The sequence below is a fragment of the Pseudomonas sp. LBUM1647 genome (assembly GCF_059716175.1).
The window spans coordinates 961,829-981,270 of sequence record NZ_CP166809.1; the positions used below are offsets into that span (position 1 = coordinate 961,829).

The following is a 19,442-nucleotide window of genomic DNA, read 5'->3' on the forward strand; positions in this document are numbered from 1 at the left end:
AAGAATGGATGCTACAAGATTATGAATCGCCCTGATTATCAGAAGAAAGTAATTTCGGCACTCGCCTGGCTGAAGAGCCAGGTTGAGCTCCACAACAGCCTAAGCCTGACAGATATCAATCACGGTGCAGAGGACTTCTACTGTGGCTTGTTGAATCTAGTCTACGGTTATAACCTGAAAAATATTAATATCACCGATCAGAATGCCGCCGCGATTGACCTCGGTGACGAACAGAAAAAGATTGCCATTCAGGTTACATCCACGCCTGCGCTGGCTAAAACAAAATACACTGTCGAAAAGTTTATAGAGAAAGAGCTGTACAAGAAATTTGATAGGCTGCTCATTCTTAATATTGTCAAGAAATCCAACCATGAGGCCCCGACCATTGGTGGCCCTGAGTACAATCTTGACACAAAGAAAGACATTCTTGATGTGGACGACCTTGTCAAGAGGATCACTAATGATCCTGATCTTGAAAAATTAAAAACCATTGTGGGCTTTTTGGATGCGGAACTTTCTCTACCAGTCCAGCAAAGTTTGCCGAATGAAGTTCTCACCGTGCTCGGCATCATAGAGTACATTAGTGATGAAAATCATGAAGATGCGGGCAATGGTTATCTGGAAGAGCCCGATCCAGAGAAGAAAATATATAAGCGCTTTCAGGAGCACTCAGAACTTCTTGTTGGCATGTACAACGACGGCTATGTTGAGTATGGCGCGGTACTGGAGGCTGTTAAGGAAGAGGCTGACTTTGGGCAAGTTAAATTGCGGCGAGCCGCGAGCTACCTGAAGGAATACAGTGACTCTGTTTTAACAGCGTGTGGTGGTGATCCCCAAAAAGCCCTTCATCAGATCATTGATAATTTCAAGGTTCTTTTGGGGGGTAATGGCTATACTTTTGATGCTGGGGCGGCAAAATTCTACGTCATAGAGCAGCTGGTAAAGTGTAATATTTTCCCGTTTAAGGAGGGTTCACTTGCCTAATTTATTTTCTAAAGACGACGACTTGCGCAAATCAGCGCCCGTGCTCGGATTTGAAATTCTGAAGCTGCTTCAGGAGTCTGAAGAATCCCAAGTGAGCATTTTTGACATTGCGAAGACGATGGCTAAGTCTGGCGGTATTAACGCCAGGAGTATCTATTATGCGATGCTCTTTTTATATTCCCTGGATATCATTGATTTCCAAGAGCCATATCTGGTCGCGAAATGTTAAGAATTAGAAAGCTATATAGTGAGCCCAAGGTTTTTGATCCCATCATTTTTGAAGATGGGATCAACCTTATTCTTGGTGAGACGACAGAGGGCAACGTCAAGACTAACGGCGTTGGCAAGTCGATGGCTGTCGAATTCATTAACTATGGTTTGTTAAAGCGCCACGAGGATAGCAGAGTTTCCCTGATCCCGAATGAAGCCTTTCCCCATAGCACCATGATATGCCTGGATTTCGAGATCAATGGGAAATCCATCACGATCAAGAGAAGTATCGAAAATTATAAGTGCCCGATCTTGATTGCAGATGGCAAGACCAGGGCCTGCACTGATGTTGAAGATGCCACAAGCTATCTGACCACATTGCTTTTTGGATCCTCCAACGATGAAAGCATTCCCTCTTTCCGGGCCATGCTGGGTCCACTGATACGAGACGAACGGTCAGAGTTCAAGTCCATCATTAAGTGCTTTGATACGGATAAAACTATTCCGCCGGACTATACACCTCATCTATTTTTGCTGAATATTGACCCCAAGCCATACAAGCAGGCGAAGGCTCTTTTGGGGGAGATAGATAAGATTGGTAAGGCCATCTCAAAAGCAAAGGAAAACATAGTCGCCATTACGGGAAAAAATGTTTCCGAGGCCAAGGCTGACTTAAATGAACTGACCAGTCAGGTCACTAGAATACACCAGGAAATGGAGCGCCTTGAGAACATTGAAGGCTACGACATTGTAAAGGACGAAATAATTGAGATTGAAACACAGCTAGAAGGGTTTCGATCCAGGCAGGCCGTTATCAAGACCGAGCTTTCGAAAATCAAGCTGTTCCGAGGCGACAATTACATAGATGAACATGAGGTTGCTGAGCTCTACAATCAGTTCAAAGCGGGACTTGGCGACCTTATCAAGAAGCAAATTGAAGAGGTCACAGCATTCAAGAAGAGGATTGATAACTTCCAGAAAACCTTGATTGATGGACGACGCAAAGAGCTAGAAGATAGTCTCAAGGAAATAGATACAAATATTCTCCGTCTTGACCGGCTTTACAGAGAAAAGCTTTCGCTCATTGATCAGAAAGGTGCTCTGAAAAATCTCCGGCAGACTATTGCAACGTACCAGAGAAAGGTTGAAGACCACGCTTCTCTTTCTGCATTTATTAAGAAGCACGCGGATTATGAGCGAGAGAAGAAGGAAAAAACTAACGAACGGGATGGACTCATTTTCCTGCTCGATAGTTTTGTAGCCAACTCATCCGACGTGATCGACTCTCTGGAACAAACCATTCTGGATATACATGAAGTTGTCGCAGGGAATCGCTTGAGTTCCTTTGAAGTCGAAGTTACGAAGAAAAAGGAGATCGTAAAATTCGAGCTCCGCATCTATGACGATGGTAGTCATAGCAACGAGCGTGAGAAGGTGTTCCTTTACGATATTGGCCTGCTTACGAACGTTGAAACAGGCAAGCGGCATCCTGGTCTACTGGTGCACGATAATATTTTTGATGTTGACTATGACACCCTGATCAAAAGCTTGAATTATTTAAATGACAACAAAGCCACCTTGGCGAAAAAACAATATATTCTGACGCTTAACAGCGACAAGATACATGATGCGGATATTAATTCGCGTCTGCGACTGGATCTTGAAGGGTTAAAGCGTGCTGCCTTTACGAAGGCTGCAAGATTCCTGAAAGTCAGCTATCAAGAGCTTTCTTAATCGCGCTCATTGCAGCTTTCAGAAAAAGAATCCGGAATTGGTTGTGTGGTCGCTTCCGAATGAGGCCTCAAGGGCGCAACGCCCTTGAGATTATCACGCGGTGGATATTCTCCAGCGAGGCCAGGGCATTCTGATGCTCAAGGCTTTCCCGGTCACCGCTTGCTGCGACGTTGAAGACCTCCCGGTACAGCACGCGCAGTTCGCTTTCGGATTTTGTGGCCAGTTCAAAGATCGTTATCAGTTTCATTTCATATCTCCACCGTCTTTCGGCCACCCATCGCGGCCTTGTGACGCTGTGCCAGCACAGGCGTCGGCAACGCAGCACCCAAAGGGCCGTAACGTGAGAGAAGGAGTCATTCATGACTTGCTGCTGGAGGAGACGACGGCGGTGCTACAGCTCAAACCAAAGGGCGCGAGGTGTGCCGTGAGGTAGAAAGAGAAATGAACGCTCTGGTAACGAGATCAGAACCAGGAAAAATATGGGCGAATCTGACGGCTGCTCCGGCAGACCGGGCTCTATGCGCTTAATGCGCACCGGGCCAATGGAAAGCCTTGTCCCGGCCATCCGGTGACGATCCCTTTCGCAAGAACGAAAAGAGGCTCAAGGGGCGCTGCCCCTGGCGCAACGCAAGGGTGAAGCTTTGCCCCGATGAAGGGTATCCCCAGCCTTCCGCACCCATAAAAAACATGGGTTTGTGCAGGCAGGGTGATCCCCCTCCCTTCATCGAGCCCTTGCGTTTTACCTCCCCTGTCTCGCCGACGGGCAGGGGTGCATGTGCGACCTCACGCACAGCACCCGAAGCCCTCAAAGGAGACAAGACCATGACCACCGAGCCCAGAATTTACGTTGCAGACCTGGCCGCCTATAACAGCGGATACCTTCACGGCGTCTGGATCGACGCGACATTGGAAGCGTCAGACATTCAGGATCAAATCAACGCCATGCTGGAGCAATCGCCGGTCGGGGACGCGGAGGAATACGCGATTCACGACTACGAAGGCTTTGACGGTTACAGCCTTGGCGAATATGCGGGGATTGAAGCTGCGCATGAGGTCGCCTGTTTTATTGAAGAATTCCCCGCGTTCGGCGGGGCTCTGCTGGATCAGTTTTCCAGCGTTGAGGAGGCCCGGAAAGCAGCCGAGGAGGATTATTGCGGCTGCTATGAATCGCTGGCGGATTACGCGCAGGAGATCACTGAGGAAACCACCGAAATACCTGAGGCCCTGAACTATTACATTAATTACGAAACCATGGCTCGTGACATGGAGTTGAACGGCGACGTGTTCACTCTCGAAACAGGCTACCGGGAGGTGCATGTGTTTCGGAATCGGTAATGGCTAAAGAAAGCATGCGGCCCTTGAGGGTCGCATGCTTATGCTCGAAAATTTTATGCAAGCCAACTACTGCGAATATGGATGAATTATTCATCGCCCCTCTTTGACATGTATTCTTTTATGACCATTATTATAATCGCATTTTAGTACGCATTCTGTTGTTGCTTGAATACCATTGCTAAATCGCCACATTGTTTCGATGGTCCTGCCACTTTGTTTTGATATTTTTTGAGCGCGGGTTGTTGAGATTCGCTTTTCAATATCTGTCTCCTCTATAAGTTCTTCATCTTCATGAAGATCAAAATGCTTGTGAAGAAGGCAAACTCCAAATCGTTGTGCAAATTTATGCTTGCGCAAAACCTCTCCGATTTCCTTCAGAACTTCAAAATCGGTATCACTGAGAGGTTGAACATCATCGATATCTAGTAGCGCACCTTTTTGTACGGTTTCGAGATGAATTCTGTTCATGCTTTCGTTCCTTTATTCTGAAATGATCTATAGCTTCCAAAATACTTACGAATTCAAGTGTAGACGTCGATAACGCTGGTGCCGTCAAAAACTCGTTAATTTTACAGACGGTCATAAGCGCGAGCCTTCGCTGTTCAATACGTTTTAGAAGAAGCGGCTCTGGCCCCGTTCACGCGGATCATCTTCGCCTTGTGCAGCTTCTTTAAACTTAAATTGCGCGGCCCTGACGGGCCGCAATTTAAAGCTCTGAAGTTCTTAATTGATACGTGAATAAATTTCAAAATTCCAACATGCGATGTATCTTTGAATGACCGTTAAGATACACGCAAGTCTGCACACATTTTGTGCCTGCCTGCATACCTTCCGGGAACCGCCACATTGTTTCTATCGTACGTTCGTCGCGAACCGATATTTTTTGCGCCCGCGTTATTGAAACACGTTTCGCAATATCTGTTTCTTCAATTAGCTCCTCTCCTTCATTCAGATCAAAATGCTTATGCAGCAGGCAAACACCGAACCGATCGGTAAATTTATGCAGGCGCAGAACGTCACCGATTTCCTTTAAAGCCGCATAATCAGCGTCCTCTAAAGGCTGAATGTCATCAATATCCAACAACACGCCACGCTGCACCGCTTCCAGATAAATTTTTTCCATCGCCTTGCCCTCTGTCTTTAAAACATGATTATGCAATGCGTTTAAAGTGGAACGGGATCAGTGTAGACCACTAAAGCTAACCTCTCAAAAGCCGATCTAGCCCTTACAAGTCAGTCCCTCTGGAACGCAGCAAGACCTTCTCTTCAAATAAATTAACTTTTAATTAGGTCGTTTCATATATTAATTAAATAGGGGCTATAACTAGAGTTTCATGGCAATGAATGATTCCGATTACGAGCTTGTCACGGTCGTACCTGGTACAGAGGACTGGGTAAGTTTTCATGAGATACAGCGGACAGCCCTGTTTGAGCAGGAGATCCATGAATATAAGCCACATTATCATGATGCCTGTTTCCACAGGCCCGCCCAAAGAAGCTTAATTCTGCTTAAATGGAACGGCGCAGCTCTAGGGGTGACGACGTTGGATCAGTTTGCAGATAACAGTGCTGCCACCCGTTCTGTTGCCATTGCGAAAGAGTTTCAGGGGAAGGGCCACGGTCTTGCCCTCGGACAACTGACGCAGCAGTTTGCCAAGACACAGGGCGTATCGACTCTATGCGTCAACGCTGGGGATCATGCAGTTGATTTCTATCGACGGCTGGGATTTGAAAAAGAAACCTGGGATTTGAACGAATATGAAGGCGGTTCCAACCCGGAAAAAATGATCCAGATGGTTTGCCGTAAGCTGTAGAGCTTTGATATCGGCTGTCAGCAACCAATTGAGTATCAACGTTCTCGTTCCTGTTCATTGCCGTCCCGCTTTTTGGAAGTGTCATTAAATGTATTTGTGATTTCAGGCGGGCTTTCGTCCACGAGATCCGACTTTTGTTCGACGGTTCGATTTAAGTTTTTAAGTGCATCAATTTCACTCTGATATTGAGCTCTAAGCTGGTTAGACTCCTTAAGGTTCTGCGTTTTAACGATGCGCTCGGCCTGTTCACCCAGGAGTTTAGATGTCAGCGTCTTTCGCTCTGCATAGGAGGGCTTGCAATCCAGCCGGTTATGTTCGCGCAGGATCTGCTGTTTTGCCTTTTCCATATCGTCTGGCCGACGAAGGGCCTGCTGCTCGTCAAGTTCTATAACGCGCTGTTGAAGTTTCTCCTTTATCTCGGCAACGGCCTGCGCCTTATCCTTGTCTTCACTCTGTGCAGCCTCCTTAAACTTATCTTTGTTTAAGCTCATAATAATTCACGCGGCTGAATTATCTGGACGCAAGAGCGCGCCGTATGAAAGGATCAATAAAGCAAAGTTTTCCAAGGAGGGTGTTATGAGAGAGAACCTGCCAATATCGTTAAGCCAACTTCTGAATGAACCAGACACGGCATGGATTGAGCAGCAACTGCTGGCGCATATTCGCGGGCTTGAGCGCCAGGGACTGCCGCCCCGTACCATTGCTCGCGCTCTGGCACGGGTGCTGTTCGCTTTTTGCATCGACCTGTACGACCGATCCATTGGCAGCCGCCTCTGGATCAAGCAGTTCTTGCAGCAGACAGGCCGCGACTTTATTAACGAAGAAGAGCTGACAACCCAATGCGAAACGCTGGTTGAACTGCGGACAAAGCTCCTCAAAGACTCTGAGCCATTCGGTTCCGCCTGAGCCCTGCCACGCACCGTCATCGCGGTGATCTCCACCTAAGATGGCCCTATCCAGGCCTGTGGGGCAGGGCCGGTCGCCCTGCCGGTTTTACCAGCAGTTGTTGATCCGTTTGTGAGCTTGCCTGTTGCCCGGATTTTCCGCATGAAACCTCCAGGCTGATCCCGCTGCTGACCACACGTGCGCTGTGCTCACAGACCGGGCAGGTCATCCTCGCCTGACTGCCAATGCAAGACAGGTTGCCGCAACGGGGACACAGCACCAGGTCCGAGTTATCACAGTGCGGGCAGCCCTGATATTTGCCCAGCACCAACGCGCGGATATTCAGATCGTTGTGCACGGTCTGCGCTTCACCTTGCGCAGACGGTGGCGCATTGCGGCGCGCGATCACGTCGGTGATTTCCGCGCCTTTCTCGTGCAGTTTCAGGATCAGAACAGCCGAGGCTTGTGGCACCTTGGAGCAATAGAGAATCCGTTCGCCGTGCGATGGTTCCCGCGAACTTATCCTGGTATTGGGAATGGACGCGGCCTCAGGTACAGAAAGCTGCTTGCGGTTGAACGCTGCCATTTCCTCTTTAGCCTTCTCCAACAAGCTGAGGGGCTTGTCTTGCTGTTTGGTCATGTCCATTTTCTTGCCCTCTTGATGTAGTCAGCGGCATCGTTGACCTGCTGCATGAACACCTGATTGGGAAACGCTTTATCCGGGTGAAGAATCGCCGCCAGCTCGCGATGTCGGCTTTTAAGCATCGTCTTGTCGAGCGGCGTAGTTTCCGAGAACCCCAGCACTTCGAGCGCCTGTGCATAACCGCTTTTTTCCGGCGCAGGCTTTTCTGGTTTCGGGGGTGGCTCTTCTTCACCCAGCATGTGGCGTTTGAATTGCCCGAAAGTGGCGAACTCCTGGCGTCCGTACTTCCAGAACAGCTGGCGCAGCTTTACGTACTGGCCAACAGCGCGGGACACATTCCTGCCCGCGAGGAAGCACGGCTGATAAAGGAACATCCATGTGCCCCGGATGACGTTGAAAACCAGCGACAGGAATCCGATGACGAAAGCTTTCAAGTAACTGCCCGTCCAGCTGGAGCCCTTTATGAGAAGACGCGCCGTGAAGTCGATGAAGATCAAAGACTGCCGGAGGACCGCCCCAACCAGCCACATCAAGAAGTTGAAAGCGATACAGGCGACGATGATCCCGCCACCTGCGGCGGCCACGATTTTTAAGTAGGGGTAGATTTGGCTAAACATCGTTAAGCCCTCCAGGGGTGTGATGCCATTCCCCATCAATGTGGGGATTTGCTCCCGCGCCGACACGTTTCGCCTCGGCATCAAGAAGTTGGTCGCAATGCTGCAAACGGGCAACGATGGCTGCTGCCTGCTGTCTGCCATATACGGTCAGGAGATCAATGCGGTGACCCGCATACACCAGAACGACATGGAAGGAATCACCGTAATAAATGGGCGGTTGCACGACCTGGCCGTTCGCTGCCGCTTTACGAGTGGCTAGGTCATGATTCCGCTGCTCATGTTCAGCTTCGTCATGCGGCAGCAGCACAAAACGATGCTCGATGCGGCGGTCGTAGCTCTTCCAACCCGACAAACGTCTGACCTTGACCTGGTCCATTCTCAGTTCGATCCGGGTGGTTACCCGGCACGCTTCCAACGTGACCCAGCGCAACAGGTAATATCCGAGCACTGTCACCCCAATTGCTGCCACCAGGTCCTGCAGATACAGATGACGCTCCTGAAGCAGGGGGATGAAATTGACCGCCGCCAGCCCCAGCCCGATGACGGAACTGATCCCATTCGCCAGCTTGGCCCGAAAGGGGGTCAGCTCGCGCGGCATAACCTTGAACGACAGCAGACCGGCTTCGTCGGTCGTTTGCCGGGTGGGGGGGAGCCCTATAAGTGGGCTTTTCATCGGAGAGTTCATGGCAGCGTCCTCAACTGATCGCGTTAGGAGCTACGCTGACACAAAGTTAATGATGCGTTCCTCGCCGGTTCCTCGCGCGCATGGCGTTTGAAGGGGAAGGGATATGGATGTTGAAGAGATCGAGTTCAGTGACTGGCAGATTGAAAAGCTGCGTTCGGCCTTGCGCCGTTTCCGCGCGATCAGTAAGCACAACGGACGGATGCCGTCTTGGTGTCAGGTCTGTGGCCTCATCACCAGTTCAATCTCCAACCAAGAGAAGTACGACGAAGACGATTCCGAACTGGCTTTCAAGCCAGAAGCACTGCGCCGCTTTGCTGAAAACATCAGCAAAGTTCTCAGCAAAGAACGTATGCAGGACGTTGTCCGTTTTCTGTTTGATGAAAAACTTCTAACCCCTGAAGTTTTTCAGGAGGAGCGGCAGGATCTGGGCGCCTTTCTTGCCATGCACGAATACTTCGCCAACGATTATGAAGGCGTGCCAGATTTAGTTTCTGCATTTTCAGGAGTATTTACCTACCGTGCAGACCGTTTGCCTGACGAAAAGGGAGGCAAAACCATCTCCCTGCATTTAACACCGGATGTCACCGGCAAATATGTCCGCGTCGAAGAGATCGTACAATTGGAGCTGAGTTCTACAGGGGGGAGTCCCCTAAAGCTGTCCTCTTGCGGTCACCACTCCAAGGCCAACGAATTTATCAGGAAGACCTGCCGCAAAGGCTTTGGCTTCCCCGTTACACGCCTGAACATCCTTCACATCTTTTTGGATGGCGTAACTCCCGGCGACCGGATGACCTATACCCAGGCTGGCGAACTGCATGGTGAGTATGCCACTAACGGTTTTTTTCTTATGCGAAACGGCGAGTTGACAGGTCGTGGTCAATGGGCACGGGATATTTATTACGAAGAGCCCGTTACCCTTCCGAATATCTACCGTTTCGTTCCCGACTGCGCATGGGGAAAATAGAAATGGCCGGTGATGAAGAAAAGAAAGCAATGCTGTTACGGCTATCTCTCCTTAACGCCCACTCATTCAGGAGAATGTATGGGTATGATGATCCTGACGATGAAAATTCTAAAAGTAGTCTCTTAGAAATTTTGAAGAAACGTAAGGCAAATAATCTCTCACTACAGCAGGATGCTGAAACCAATGCCGCACGAATTGCATCACGTGAAAAATATCAGAATCAGGTGTTTATCCGCGCGGTGAAAAGCGGAGATATTCTGAGTTCCGAACTTGGCATGCAGTTAGGCGTTGACGTAAATGCTCAGGATACATTCGGAATGACGGCATTGCATTATGCAGCTGCCACAGGCTTTCGTCCCTGTATCCGGCTGCTAGTAAACAGCGGGCTATGCAATTACCTGATCAAGGACAACAAGGGCCGTCTTGCCTCCGAATTGGCCTATGAGTGGGGCAAGGATTATGCAGTAGGCCTACTTCTTCAGAAGAAAGAAGTACGACAGGCCTATGAAGAAAGTTTGACGTCTTCACAGCCATCGTAAAAACGATAATAGCATGACTGGAGTGAGTGCAGCCTATGAGAGCGCAATTAGCCCATCCGGTAACAGCTGCTATACTTGCGGCCATTGCACCAATAGCAGGTGCGTGGCTTGCGTTGCGCAAAACTCAAATACTACAAGCACTGAAGCAGATATTTCCCACAGAAATAGGGCGCGCGTTTTGGGATGGTTATGGGGATTTGGCAATTTTCGTCATCTTATTTCTGATTTTACTAATAGGGTTTACCTTTCATAAAAAAGCTGAGTCTTCAATAACAAAGGAGCGTCACGCCCAATTAGATACGGCAGTTACTACATTAAATAGTGAAATTCTTAATATAAGAAGTATAAATCAAGCGCAAATCATGGAGGCAAAGACGAGTCATGCCGAACTAGGCTCGGCGATCAGCGCATTAAATAACGAGATCGAGCTGATAAGAACTATAGGGCTAAAGAAAATTGGAAAAGTATTCGAGGCATCGATAGTTAAGGTGCAGCCTCTTCATAGTCTGATGTACTCCTCTGGCGTTACACAGGAGCAAATTGCGGAAGCTGCAAAAACCATTACAACTCAAATAATTTACTTGGCGAAAGCACTGGACCTCAATCCACCGGAGACTACGTATTCTGCATCCGTATTTCTCTATTGGCCAATGGATGCTCTAAATGAGCTGAGCCACAGTGGATGGGAGGAACTTAGAAAACAAATAGAGTTTAGAAAATACATATCGGTCGAACGTGACGACCTTAGCGGAATTCTAAGACATTACCATGATTTCTCCACCTCATACGAAAAGAAAGGTCAAAATGGTAGTGGCCGCCTAACACTGCCAGTCCACACTTCTGATAATCCGCACGACCGAACTCGACTCCTTCCCGGTGCGCCCTTATGCGCAGCCACGAACAAAAGCGTAATAATGAGAGATCTCAAAGAATTAGAAGATTGGTGCAATGACAATGCAGACTACACCGTGGCGGGTATAAATGAGATTATGAGGTTTTTTAAAGATAGACCTATAAATAGCTTTATAGCGATCCCTTTGAAGGACGATTTCAGGGTTGTTGGGGTACTATGTATAGAACGATCCAGTGATGGGATTTTTCAAGGGAGCAGATTTGATACGGCTAGCTCATTGTTATCGCCTCTATTGATTCCGTTAGGAGGGCTGTTGAGTCGTTATATGAAAAATTCAAGTATTAATGATTAGTCTGGTGGAATTAGTTGACGGCCAGAGTGTATTCCTCTAGGGTCAAAATGAAAGGCAAGGAGGCTAAATATGGCTATTAAAGACGCAGCACAATTAACGTCGGAAAATAAAGGCAGGAATACTCCCATGGATAAAGATCTTAGAGAGAGTCTCCAAGAAGCCGCTGACCTTTTGTCGGGGGAGTATGAGTTCTCCTGTGAGTCAAGGGTTCACAAACTTTACGGGTTTGATGCTATACCGGCTTTTAACCCATCCGAACACCTTGAGAAAGTAAATTGCCCCATTATTCTAAAATCAAACCCATATTCTAAAAAAGACCCAGCCCCTTAATAAGTTGGTTTGTTTGCGAGTCTACAGGGCATTTAGAGTGCGTACCAAATAACGCGCTGTAACATCATAGGGTGATGTCCTGCCCAAAGAATGATTTGTCTCGTAAACCGATCACTGCGCGAGAAATGACGCCTGATTTCATCCGGTGTCATGAGGTCATATAGCTCGATGGCTTCGGACCGGCCTGATAGACCTTTGTGCTGCTGATCCTGCGCGACCTCGCCCGTACGTGCGACTTCCACCTGCGTTTTACCAAGCAGCTTGGAAATATATTCGGTCGTCGCCAGATCGTTATTGCCAAAGAACTGCATGATCCCGGCATTGCCTGCAAAGGTTTCCCAGCGCTCGCCGTACAGCGCCTTACCCTGGCTCCAGTCCTGTAAAATCACCCAAAGCTTCACGCCGAACGACGCGATCAGGCCGGAAGCGGTTTCGAGTTGCTTCATGTAGCCAAGGACCGGGAACTCATCGAGGCAGGCCAGCACGGGGGCAGGCGGGATCGTTTTTTCCCGCTCCATCGTATCGAGAAGTTGATTGATAAAAATCCGCATCCATCGCTTGGCGATCTCAATACGCGTCGCGGGGAAGCATAAATAAATGCTGACACCTGACGGTTTGCTTTTCAGCTCCGACAGATCGAAATCATGCTCTTTCAAAACCTTGCGAAAGGCCGAGTAGTCGAGAAACTTTGTATGCCGGTTCACCGTTGAGTGAACACCGGAAAGCTCCGCTCCTTTCTTGCCGTAGAAATCGAGCGCCGCCGCCATGACGGCGCTGCCAATGTCTTCTGTTTCCGCGCGGTCTTGCAGCCGGTAGCCGTTGTCCATCATCTCCTCATAGAGGAGAGGCTTCGCCTTCTCTTCATCATCTCCAGGCTCAACCCATAGTGCCCGCTTGATCAGCTCCCTCACCATGATGAGGTGCCGTTCCTTGTCGTATCGAGAGTAGGTTGCGACGTGAATAATCACGCCCTCGATGAAGTTCTTGGCGGACTCATCCCAGTGCGGGTCTTTCTGATCTGCCGACTGCACGACAATCGACTCGGCAATCAGCGCGGCATCCTCAAGGAATGTTTCACTGCCTGTTTTCAGGAGACTCATGGGATTGTACGAGGCGCGGTATTTCGCGGCTGCTTTGCTGGAAACCCCGAAGGGGTCAACGACATAAATTTTCTGCCCCAGGGCTGCGCGTCTGTCTGCCGTTATATCAGCCAGTTCGCCTTTGGGATCGGTTGCCAGGATGCTGCCGGAATAGAACAGTAGATTGCTGATCAGGCCAACCGATTTACCAGTCCGGGAGCCCGCTACGGTAAGAATGTGACGGTCATCCTCGATGCCAATGAGCTGATCTCCCAGCGCACCGATCAGGACTTTTTTCCCCGGCTGGAGTGGGTCATACGATAGTGTGCGGCTCGCTGCGATGTCTTCGAGCTTCATCCACCGCGCCTGAGGAACTTTCTGCTCCCGTAAAGGGCGGGTAGAGTCGCCACGCGGTACGTCCCGCATAAACTCCTTGAAGAAATCACTCATGATTTTGGCCTCACCGTCGGTGTTGCCACGAGCATTGCATGTGCTTGTATGCAGCCTTCCCCCCAACATCCTCTCGCTCAATCAGCATGCGTATGCGGTATTCAGATACTCCATTTTCCGGGGCTGTCTTTATCCCAGCTATTAGCCTTTACCCTTTAGCCATCGTTCGCCGATGCCCTGGCGGCGTATCAATGGGCGGCCCGCGCCAAGCCTGCACCTGTTCGGGCTATCGCCCTGGTGCAGGCCCGTGTTGCCCATGACACGTCGTCGCTCGCTGGCTGCTGGGGGCTCGTCGCTGGAATAACCCAGCCTCAAGCGAAAAAGGAGACTAAACATGAACACCCAAACAACCGCCTCTGAATCCAGGAAACCCGGCTTCGTCGCGAAGGTGCGCAAAGGCTCAGGCGAAAATGCCGTGTACGAACGCATCGGCGTCGCCTGGAAAAATACTGATGGATCGTTCTACATAAAATTAGCCGGGACGCAGATCGTCTCTGACTTCATGCTTTACGAAATTGAAAGCACCGACCAGTCAGGCGAATAGCCATCGCTGATTGAAGAAAAGGCGGGCCGCAAGGTCCGCCTTTTTTTTCAATCCATATGAGTCCGTCATGATCCGCATAAATCTCCTGCATGCATTTTCGAGTGCCGCAATGCAGTCATGCGGGCTCCTCTGATTTTTATATTCACATCCACAAAAACAAATGCTATCAGGCAATGAAGAGCGCAAAAGAAATTTGGAAACTGCATCAGCAGTCGTCGTTTCTTTTAGAAAATCTTCATACCCCCAGCCTTAAACTGGACTCAAGGGCCAGTTGCGAACGAAGTGAGCACAAGGTGTGCGTGGTAGTACCACGCCCACCTTGCGAGGGGACTTCCAGTCCCCCGCGATCCCCCCTTGGAATCCCTAAGCGCAAATGTTCTAGGGAACATTTTTGCTAAGGGATTAGACGCAACGTTTCGCCGTTGCACACGATCAGGGAGACTTCGGCTCTCCCTGAACCCATCGAGCAAAGGGCTACTTCATCGCCCCTTGCAACCCACGACCAGGGACTTTCGCATCCCTGGACCCACGACCGGGTTTCGGCCCGGTGCCGACCAAAGAGAGATGTCAGCTCTCCCTTTGGAATTCCATCGACCACTGCGCGGTGCTAAAGACGAGAGGAAACCAGGAGGCGACGGCTTGTTAGGAGCAGCTATGTTGGCGGCATGACCAGATCAAAGAAAAAACGCGATGCGCCGATCTCTTACCGCCCACCCGAAAGGTTGCGCGATGAGTTTCACGCGCGGGTGCAGAACTCAGGTCAGTCCATTAACGGCTACATCACCGACGCCATTTTCGGCAGGACCGCTCCCCGGTCTAAACGCGTTTCGCCGCTGGATCAGAAGATGATTGCCATGCTGCTGTCGCAAGCAGCCCGCATTAACGACCGGCTGGAGCAAGCTGGCCGCTCGTCCACCGATAGCGGTCCCAGCCTAATTCTCCAGGAATGCCGAGATGAGCTCGCTGAAATCAGGAGCTACCTGATGCTGGCCTTGGGGAGGGACCCATGATCCCTTTCGCGTCGCAGCGGGGAAGCGGCCAAGACCTCGCCACTCACCTTCTGAATGCCTACGATAACGAGCTGGCCGAGGTGGCTGATCTGCGAGGAGCCATTGCCGGGGATCTGCACGGTGCATTCAAAGAGTGGCAGGTACAGGCCGATACGTTGACCCGGTGCGAGAAGTATCTCTACAGCCTGTCGATTAACCCTGATCCCGAGCAGGGACCGCTGACGCGCGATCAGTACCTGGACTATATCCGGCGCACCGAGGACGTCCTGGGGTTAGGCGATCAACCCCGCGCCGTGGTGTTCCATATCAAGGATGGTCGTGAGCATTGTCATGTGGTCTGGTCACGGATTGATGCTGATAATCAGAAAGCTGTCCATCTGGCTTTTGACCGGGACAAGCTGATGCGGGTGACGCGGGGCTTCGCCCGTGATCACGGTCTGACGCTTCCCGAAGGGTATGAAAAGTCCAGAAAGGTCGGGCAGATCTCCCTCTACGAGCAGGCGCAGCTACGGCAGACCGGGCTCTCCAAAGAAGACCATAAGCAGCAGGTTACGGAGGCCTGGCAACAGAGTGACGACGCCCGCTCGTTCGTGCATGCGCTCGCCGAGCGGGGCTACATGCTGGCCACCGGAAACCGTCCCTATGTTCTGGTCGATCTTTACGGCAACGTGAACGCGCTGCCAAAGCTCATCGATGATAAGTCCATCCGTACAAAGGACATCCGTGAGTTTCTTGAGAAAGAGTTCCCGTGTGAGTCACTGCCGACCGTCCAGGAGGCTGAGAAGCTTGTTGCGGCGCACCGCAAGCTGATCGAGCGAGCCGTTAAGGAAGATAACTACGCCGACCGGCTCGCCGAGCTGAAGCACGGCCAGATGGAGCGGCGTAGCGCGATAGAGCAGGAGCGAGAAGCACTCCAGCACCGACAGCATTGCCTGCGTCTTGCGCAGCAGGAAAAGCACCGGGCAGAGCGGGACAATGTGCGTACAGGCCACCTTGCCATGATGAAAGCCGTTCGCCGGGAGCGGTATCAAAACCGTCCCACGGGCTTGTCTGAGTTTTTGGGCCGGGTCAGCGGTGTCAATTTCTTACGCCAGAAATTGCACCACTATCAGGATGCCAAACGCGTTCGCGCTCATCTCGAACAGCAGGCTCAGCTAAAAGCACGTCAAACACAGGATGCCAAGATTCTGGATTTTCGCCTCAAGCTTCAGGCACTCGGCATTGATCGTAAGGCAGCATCCCTTGAAAAAGTGGATAGACGAGAGCTGGCCGCATTCATGCGGGATAACAAACGAGATCAATGTGTCAGGGCTCGCGGCGAGGATGGTGTTATGCCGTCACTGGTCGAGATCGTTGATTACGAGCATTCGCCGCCAGAGAGGGCTGCCCCCGATGTGCTGGCAGCTTTTGAGAGGGCAAAGCGTCAGCCGCCCAGAGAAACCCCCGATCTTATGGCTGCGTTTGAACGAGCAGCAGCGGCGTCTCGTAAAGGCAATAACGAGCAGAGAGGAGGCGAGGGATTAGGGCAAGCCCAACCGTCTATCTCGCCGTCTCAACGTGAAAACAAGGAAAATGATCGGGAGAGATGACTTCCGATCCTTTTTAAGCGGGCGAGGTGAACGGTTTTAGCTTGGTGTTAGGCATGCACTACCCATTGGTATTGCGTACTGTGAAGCAGGCGTTTAGTGGGTTTGTTTATTAGGCTGTTGCGCCAGCGCAGAATGAGATACTCCTCAATTTCTGCGCGACCTAATTCAACTTTGATGTGTGATAGGCAGTAGCGTTTCGATATTGTTTTTGCTAAATCAGCATAGGCTGTCTCATCAATACCGGACGACAGCGCTATTTTTCTGGTGAACGAGTGATTTATTGGTCTGGCAAGATCGGCCATGCGAAGGCGCAAGCTTGATGTTTCGCCAACATATACCGGAGTCTCAGACTCCCAGATCACATAGACACCTGCTTCTTTGGGGATCTGACCAGCCCAGCCAATGGAGGACAGTGGTGTGATTCTAGGCGCATTTTTTATAGCTTCTTCGTACTTCTCCAGTACTTCCTTTGCACTCACGACTTTCTCCGGTATTACCTAAAATGTGACTTCAGGAGAGACAAGCGTCTCTGCTTTAATTTGTCCATAAAATTGTCAGGTTCTTTTGTTGATCAGCCATTCAACCAAGCCAGCGTTCACGACAAGGCCTGAAATACGCTTTAGATCCCAAAGATGAATGTTTGGGTGGCGTACTTCCACATCAGATAGGTTTTCGCGGCATGTATGGTAGACGAAGTACATTTCGTCAAACTGATCATATTCATTGAAGGTGCCAACGTAGTGTTCAAATTCGGCTCTGGTGGTAGCCGATTTAATTTGTACGAACGCTCTTTTTTGTGTTGCAGGGGCGTAAACGTCAAGATCAATGTCTTTTTCAGTTTTTCCCAAAACAGAAAATCTTTGCCATCCTGACTTTGAAAAAATCAGGTCGATCAATAACTCGAAATCGTGCCACCACAAACCTTTGATCAGTTCTTCGGTGTCGGCTTTTAATCTGTTAAGGGAGGATCTTGCGCTTTCAACCTCTTCAATGGCATGTCCATTTATTTTCTTTACAAGGTAGTCCTGTTGTTCGATGGAACAGATTGTTCCACGAAAACCCTGAACTTTTGTTACGCGACCGTCTATGTTTTCAACCCTTAGAGGATTGCCATTAATATCCGTTGACGACCAGCTTCCGATGACATTCCTAATGCGGCTCTTGTCTTCAAGTTCTATGACTTCGCTGGCGGCATGACACCAATATAATTTTTTCTTGTAAAAAGTAATCCAGACGTCACTTTCTTCAAGCTCATAAAAATCTCGTATTTGGTTGATGTCTCGTGTTGCAGAGCCCTCTTTGCCTTTACGACGATTTAGCCAATATCGCCTAACGTTGTCCCATTTTCCGGCCAAGGAATCTTCGTGATGGGGGCTATGATAGCCGAGCCGAATTGCGTCTTGTTGAATGCAAGATTGCTCCCACTCACCGCCTTCACCGAGTTTGATAAAGCGGACTTTGCTTGGAGAAATAGGTGTCAATTTTTGAGTCCCGATTAAAGATATATCGATGAAGCTGAGGGCAAAGGTGCGATTTTTATTTTTAAGCTGGCGAGGTTGACGCCTTCGTATCCATCAGAAATCGGTAAGAAGATTAATTATTACATGCTTCTGAGTATAACCTTCGGTGCCGATTTTCAGCGTTGGAATGCCATCGTCGCCACGGCGCTTTTCCCCTTCAAGAACACTGATGCTTTCAATATCCATGAGTCGAAACAAATGCTGCGTAGGCAGAAGTCCTTCATCCTCCGTGTAGCAGAGCACTTCAAGCTCAGGGTCTTGCTTGCTAAGTTTGGCAATGAGTTCTTTAACCTTCATTTTCGCTCCTTGTGTTGAGGTCTGCTGTTAATGCCGGTGGCATAACTTACGGTCGTATAATGTTCCCTGTCGCCCTGCAAACCCTAAACGTCCGGCGAACTGGCTAATAATTTTTGCCAGTTGTTGGGTTGTAACTACGCTGACCGTATATGGGCTGCCAGTGATGATGCCAGTTCAATGTAGGATTTAGCATCGCTTTCGCTTAGGTTGAGTTCTTCTGCGTGTGCGGCTTTGTTGCGAAGATGCTTAAGTTTGTTAAACGTATCTAGCTGTTTTTTGTCAATTACTTTGCATTGAAGTAAATACTCACCAAGTCTGGGGAAGTATTTGAAGCTATCGCTTGGGGGTTCACTCCAGAAGGAGCTGGCTGTTGTAGTTGCTGCTGACTCAACCTCAATCCATGCTTCCATAATTGCAGCGCGAGTTGAGATTGGAACAAGACTTAATAAACGAGATTCGGTGATTTCTTGTGTGATTTTCTCTTGTGCTTTGGGTGGCTCCAATGCGGAAGTGTCAGCTTTTAACTCGGCTACTTCTTTAGAGAACTCTACCTCAAGCTCTTTGTACTTCAGCTTGCGTAGAAAGGGAATGAGTTCAACGACAGGCTTCCTAAGCATGAGTGCCAAAAAGACGATAGATATTGGCCAAGCTAAGGATTTTACAATATCTGATATGAAAGTAAGGATATCCATATTTTATTGGTACTCCGTTTACTACCTAGCCACTATTGGGTGATAGTCATCTCATATAACGATCCTTGTCGCTCGACAAGCCCTTGTCTGGCTTGGGGGCGCAGTAAGCGCGCCTAAGCGCTGAGGGAAGTGACGTGAGTGACGGGAATCTTATCTGCGACACAGACTCAACGCAGCATGCCGAAGCTACCGATTTGCCACCAACCTGTCCACCGGCTGCTTAGGTCGCATTCCATGGAGTTGGAGTTGGGGGAGGGCCTCTGGAGAACGGCTTGCTTTGGGGGGAGGCCTAATGATTCTGCGCTCATCGGTATGG

Annotated in this window: 25 protein-coding genes; 13 read left to right on the plus strand and 12 right to left on the minus strand. The window is 49.7% G+C overall.

Annotated elements, in window-relative coordinates; translation table 11 throughout:
- Positions 1-21: 21 nt before the first annotated feature.
- Genes ACA059_RS04195 through ACA059_RS04205 form a run of 3 tightly spaced genes read left to right on the plus strand, consistent with a single transcriptional unit; the run spans position 22 to position 2,928 of the window.
- A complete protein-coding gene (locus tag ACA059_RS04195; protein ID WP_497632844.1) occupies positions 22-984 on the plus strand; it encodes an SMEK domain-containing protein in 963 nt (320 codons plus the stop codon).
- On the plus strand, positions 977-1,213 hold the full coding sequence (locus ACA059_RS04200) for a hypothetical protein (RefSeq protein WP_058432154.1): 237 nt from the start codon (positions 977-979) through the stop codon (positions 1,211-1,213). The genes ACA059_RS04195 and ACA059_RS04200 overlap by 8 nt, the downstream gene beginning before the upstream one ends.
- Positions 1,207-2,928, plus strand: a complete 1,722-nt coding sequence (locus tag ACA059_RS04205) for a DUF2326 domain-containing protein (RefSeq protein ID WP_497632845.1) — start codon at positions 1,207-1,209, stop codon at positions 2,926-2,928. Before ACA059_RS04200 ends, ACA059_RS04205 begins: the two co-directional genes overlap by 7 nt.
- A 67-nt stretch (positions 2,929-2,995) precedes the next feature.
- Here the strand turns inward: ACA059_RS04205 and ACA059_RS04210 are convergent, their stop codons facing one another.
- On the minus strand, positions 2,996-3,175 hold the full coding sequence (locus ACA059_RS04210; protein WP_497632846.1) for a hypothetical protein: 180 nt from the start codon (positions 3,173-3,175) through the stop codon (positions 2,996-2,998).
- A 575-nt stretch (positions 3,176-3,750) separates the two neighbouring features.
- Here ACA059_RS04210 and ACA059_RS04215 point away from each other — a divergent pair.
- Positions 3,751-4,263, plus strand: a complete 513-nt coding sequence (locus tag ACA059_RS04215; protein ID WP_497632847.1) for an antirestriction protein ArdA — start codon at positions 3,751-3,753, stop codon at positions 4,261-4,263.
- A 90-nt stretch (positions 4,264-4,353) separates the two neighbouring features.
- On the opposite strand, the gene ACA059_RS04220 is transcribed toward ACA059_RS04215, so the two are convergent.
- Together ACA059_RS04220 and ACA059_RS04225 are read right to left on the minus strand one after the other, a co-directional pair.
- Entirely contained in the window at positions 4,354-4,731 is a 378-nt protein-coding gene (locus ACA059_RS04220; protein ID WP_497632848.1) for a hypothetical protein, read from the minus strand.
- 277 nt (positions 4,732-5,008) lie between these two features.
- A complete protein-coding gene (locus ACA059_RS04225) occupies positions 5,009-5,386 on the minus strand; it encodes a hypothetical protein (protein ID WP_497632849.1) in 378 nt (125 codons plus the stop codon).
- A gap of 217 nt (positions 5,387-5,603) precedes the next feature.
- Here ACA059_RS04225 and ACA059_RS04230 point away from each other — a divergent pair, with 217 nt between their 5' ends.
- Positions 5,604-6,077, plus strand: a complete 474-nt coding sequence (locus ACA059_RS04230; RefSeq protein WP_497632850.1) for a GNAT family N-acetyltransferase — start codon at positions 5,604-5,606, stop codon at positions 6,075-6,077.
- 35 nt (positions 6,078-6,112) lie between these two features.
- Here the strand turns inward: ACA059_RS04230 and ACA059_RS04235 are convergent, their stop codons facing one another.
- A complete protein-coding gene (locus ACA059_RS04235) occupies positions 6,113-6,568 on the minus strand; it encodes a hypothetical protein (protein WP_497632851.1) in 456 nt (151 codons plus the stop codon).
- A gap of 85 nt (positions 6,569-6,653) precedes the next feature.
- On the opposite strand from ACA059_RS04235, the gene ACA059_RS04240 reads away from it, so the two are divergent.
- Complete coding sequence (locus ACA059_RS04240; RefSeq protein ID WP_497632852.1) at positions 6,654-6,983, plus strand: hypothetical protein; 330 nt, start codon at positions 6,654-6,656, stop codon at positions 6,981-6,983.
- 46 nt (positions 6,984-7,029) lie between these two features.
- Here ACA059_RS04240 and ACA059_RS04245 read toward each other — a convergent pair whose 3' ends face one another.
- The 3 genes from ACA059_RS04245 to ACA059_RS04255 are packed head-to-tail and all read right to left on the minus strand — an operon-like array spanning position 7,030 to position 8,907.
- Positions 7,030-7,608 (minus strand): TerY-C metal binding domain-containing protein, encoded by a 579-nt coding sequence (locus tag ACA059_RS04245; RefSeq protein WP_497632853.1) that lies wholly within the window; start codon positions 7,606-7,608, stop codon positions 7,030-7,032.
- Entirely contained in the window at positions 7,599-8,222 is a 624-nt protein-coding gene (locus tag ACA059_RS04250; RefSeq protein WP_497632854.1) for a J domain-containing protein, read from the minus strand. Before ACA059_RS04250 ends, ACA059_RS04245 begins: the two co-directional genes overlap by 10 nt.
- Entirely contained in the window at positions 8,215-8,907 is a 693-nt protein-coding gene (locus tag ACA059_RS04255; protein WP_497632855.1) for a hypothetical protein, read from the minus strand. Before ACA059_RS04255 ends, ACA059_RS04250 begins: the two co-directional genes overlap by 8 nt.
- Before the next feature lie 103 nt (positions 8,908-9,010).
- Between ACA059_RS04255 and ACA059_RS04260 the strand changes: the two genes are divergently transcribed.
- The 4 genes from ACA059_RS04260 to ACA059_RS04275 all read left to right on the plus strand — a co-directional run bounded on the left by ACA059_RS04260 (position 9,011) and on the right by ACA059_RS04275 (position 11,945).
- A complete protein-coding gene (locus ACA059_RS04260; protein ID WP_497632856.1) occupies positions 9,011-9,871 on the plus strand; it encodes a hypothetical protein in 861 nt (286 codons plus the stop codon).
- A gap of 2 nt (positions 9,872-9,873) precedes the next feature.
- Complete coding sequence (locus ACA059_RS04265; protein WP_497632857.1) at positions 9,874-10,410, plus strand: ankyrin repeat domain-containing protein; 537 nt, start codon at positions 9,874-9,876, stop codon at positions 10,408-10,410.
- Positions 10,411-10,445: 35 nt separating this feature from the next.
- On the plus strand, positions 10,446-11,615 hold the full coding sequence (locus ACA059_RS04270; protein ID WP_497632858.1) for a GAF domain-containing protein: 1,170 nt from the start codon (positions 10,446-10,448) through the stop codon (positions 11,613-11,615).
- A 69-nt stretch (positions 11,616-11,684) separates the two neighbouring features.
- Positions 11,685-11,945 carry a hypothetical protein gene (locus tag ACA059_RS04275; RefSeq protein WP_497632859.1) on the plus strand — a complete coding sequence of 87 codons (261 nt, stop codon included), beginning with the start codon at positions 11,685-11,687 and terminating at the stop codon, positions 11,943-11,945.
- Positions 11,946-11,977: 32 nt separating this feature from the next.
- On the opposite strand, the gene ACA059_RS04280 is transcribed toward ACA059_RS04275, so the two are convergent.
- Positions 11,978-13,474, minus strand: a complete 1,497-nt coding sequence (locus tag ACA059_RS04280; RefSeq protein WP_497632860.1) for a type IV secretory system conjugative DNA transfer family protein — start codon at positions 13,472-13,474, stop codon at positions 11,978-11,980.
- A gap of 334 nt (positions 13,475-13,808) precedes the next feature.
- On the opposite strand from ACA059_RS04280, the gene ACA059_RS04285 reads away from it, so the two are divergent.
- The 3 genes from ACA059_RS04285 to ACA059_RS04295 all read left to right on the plus strand — a co-directional run bounded on the left by ACA059_RS04285 (position 13,809) and on the right by ACA059_RS04295 (position 16,617).
- On the plus strand, positions 13,809-14,018 hold the full coding sequence (locus tag ACA059_RS04285; protein WP_497632861.1) for a hypothetical protein: 210 nt from the start codon (positions 13,809-13,811) through the stop codon (positions 14,016-14,018).
- A 665-nt stretch (positions 14,019-14,683) separates the two neighbouring features.
- Positions 14,684-15,028 (plus strand): DUF936 domain-containing protein, encoded by a 345-nt coding sequence (locus ACA059_RS04290; RefSeq protein WP_224788164.1) that lies wholly within the window; start codon positions 14,684-14,686, stop codon positions 15,026-15,028.
- Positions 15,025-16,617: a relaxase/mobilization nuclease domain-containing protein gene (locus tag ACA059_RS04295; protein WP_497632862.1), complete on the plus strand. Its 1,593-nt coding sequence runs from the start codon at positions 15,025-15,027 to the stop codon at positions 16,615-16,617. The genes ACA059_RS04290 and ACA059_RS04295 overlap by 4 nt, the downstream gene beginning before the upstream one ends.
- A gap of 47 nt (positions 16,618-16,664) precedes the next feature.
- On the opposite strand, the gene ACA059_RS04300 is transcribed toward ACA059_RS04295, so the two are convergent.
- The 4 genes from ACA059_RS04300 to ACA059_RS04315 all read right to left on the minus strand — a co-directional run bounded on the left by ACA059_RS04300 (position 16,665) and on the right by ACA059_RS04315 (position 19,126).
- A complete protein-coding gene (locus ACA059_RS04300; RefSeq protein WP_497632863.1) occupies positions 16,665-17,096 on the minus strand; it encodes a hypothetical protein in 432 nt (143 codons plus the stop codon).
- Positions 17,097-17,171: 75 nt separating this feature from the next.
- Positions 17,172-18,098 (minus strand): restriction endonuclease, encoded by a 927-nt coding sequence (locus ACA059_RS04305; protein ID WP_497632864.1) that lies wholly within the window; start codon positions 18,096-18,098, stop codon positions 17,172-17,174.
- A gap of 93 nt (positions 18,099-18,191) precedes the next feature.
- Positions 18,192-18,434 carry a hypothetical protein gene (locus ACA059_RS04310; protein ID WP_497632865.1) on the minus strand — a complete coding sequence of 81 codons (243 nt, stop codon included), beginning with the start codon at positions 18,432-18,434 and terminating at the stop codon, positions 18,192-18,194.
- 134 nt (positions 18,435-18,568) lie between these two features.
- On the minus strand, positions 18,569-19,126 hold the full coding sequence (locus tag ACA059_RS04315; protein ID WP_497632866.1) for a hypothetical protein: 558 nt from the start codon (positions 19,124-19,126) through the stop codon (positions 18,569-18,571).
- Positions 19,127-19,442 lie beyond the last annotated feature (316 nt).

Bases quoted from the DNA above. Each gene is read 5' to 3' on its own strand.
- ACA059_RS04245 (WP_497632853.1), bottom strand. From the start codon at position 7,608: ATGGACATGACCAAACAGCAAGACAAGCCCCTCAGCTTGTTGGAGAAG.
- ACA059_RS04205 (WP_497632845.1), top strand. From the start codon at position 1,207: ATGTTAAGAATTAGAAAGCTATATAGTGAGCCCAAGGTTTTTGATCCC.
- ACA059_RS04260 (WP_497632856.1), top strand. From the start codon at position 9,011: ATGGATGTTGAAGAGATCGAGTTCAGTGACTGGCAGATTGAAAAGCTG.
- ACA059_RS04295 (WP_497632862.1), top strand. From the start codon at position 15,025: ATGATCCCTTTCGCGTCGCAGCGGGGAAGCGGCCAAGACCTCGCCACT.
- ACA059_RS04310 (WP_497632865.1), bottom strand. From the start codon at position 18,434: ATGAAGGTTAAAGAACTCATTGCCAAACTTAGCAAGCAAGACCCTGAG.
- ACA059_RS04265 (WP_497632857.1), top strand. From the start codon at position 9,874: ATGGCCGGTGATGAAGAAAAGAAAGCAATGCTGTTACGGCTATCTCTC.
- ACA059_RS04270 (WP_497632858.1), top strand. From the start codon at position 10,446: ATGAGAGCGCAATTAGCCCATCCGGTAACAGCTGCTATACTTGCGGCC.
- ACA059_RS04235 (WP_497632851.1), bottom strand. From the start codon at position 6,568: ATGAGCTTAAACAAAGATAAGTTTAAGGAGGCTGCACAGAGTGAAGAC.
- ACA059_RS04255 (WP_497632855.1), bottom strand. From the start codon at position 8,907: ATGAACTCTCCGATGAAAAGCCCACTTATAGGGCTCCCCCCCACCCGG.
- ACA059_RS04215 (WP_497632847.1), top strand. From the start codon at position 3,751: ATGACCACCGAGCCCAGAATTTACGTTGCAGACCTGGCCGCCTATAAC.
- ACA059_RS04285 (WP_497632861.1), top strand. From the start codon at position 13,809: ATGAACACCCAAACAACCGCCTCTGAATCCAGGAAACCCGGCTTCGTC.
- ACA059_RS04225 (WP_497632849.1), bottom strand. From the start codon at position 5,386: ATGGAAAAAATTTATCTGGAAGCGGTGCAGCGTGGCGTGTTGTTGGAT.
- ACA059_RS04280 (WP_497632860.1), bottom strand. From the start codon at position 13,474: ATGAGTGATTTCTTCAAGGAGTTTATGCGGGACGTACCGCGTGGCGAC.
- ACA059_RS04195 (WP_497632844.1), top strand. From the start codon at position 22: ATGAATCGCCCTGATTATCAGAAGAAAGTAATTTCGGCACTCGCCTGG.
- ACA059_RS04210 (WP_497632846.1), bottom strand. From the start codon at position 3,175: ATGAAACTGATAACGATCTTTGAACTGGCCACAAAATCCGAAAGCGAA.
- ACA059_RS04315 (WP_497632866.1), bottom strand. From the start codon at position 19,126: ATGGATATCCTTACTTTCATATCAGATATTGTAAAATCCTTAGCTTGG.
- ACA059_RS04275 (WP_497632859.1), top strand. From the start codon at position 11,685: ATGGCTATTAAAGACGCAGCACAATTAACGTCGGAAAATAAAGGCAGG.
- ACA059_RS04240 (WP_497632852.1), top strand. From the start codon at position 6,654: ATGAGAGAGAACCTGCCAATATCGTTAAGCCAACTTCTGAATGAACCA.
- ACA059_RS04290 (WP_224788164.1), top strand. From the start codon at position 14,684: ATGACCAGATCAAAGAAAAAACGCGATGCGCCGATCTCTTACCGCCCA.
- ACA059_RS04230 (WP_497632850.1), top strand. From the start codon at position 5,604: ATGAATGATTCCGATTACGAGCTTGTCACGGTCGTACCTGGTACAGAG.
- ACA059_RS04220 (WP_497632848.1), bottom strand. From the start codon at position 4,731: ATGAACAGAATTCATCTCGAAACCGTACAAAAAGGTGCGCTACTAGAT.
- ACA059_RS04250 (WP_497632854.1), bottom strand. From the start codon at position 8,222: ATGTTTAGCCAAATCTACCCCTACTTAAAAATCGTGGCCGCCGCAGGT.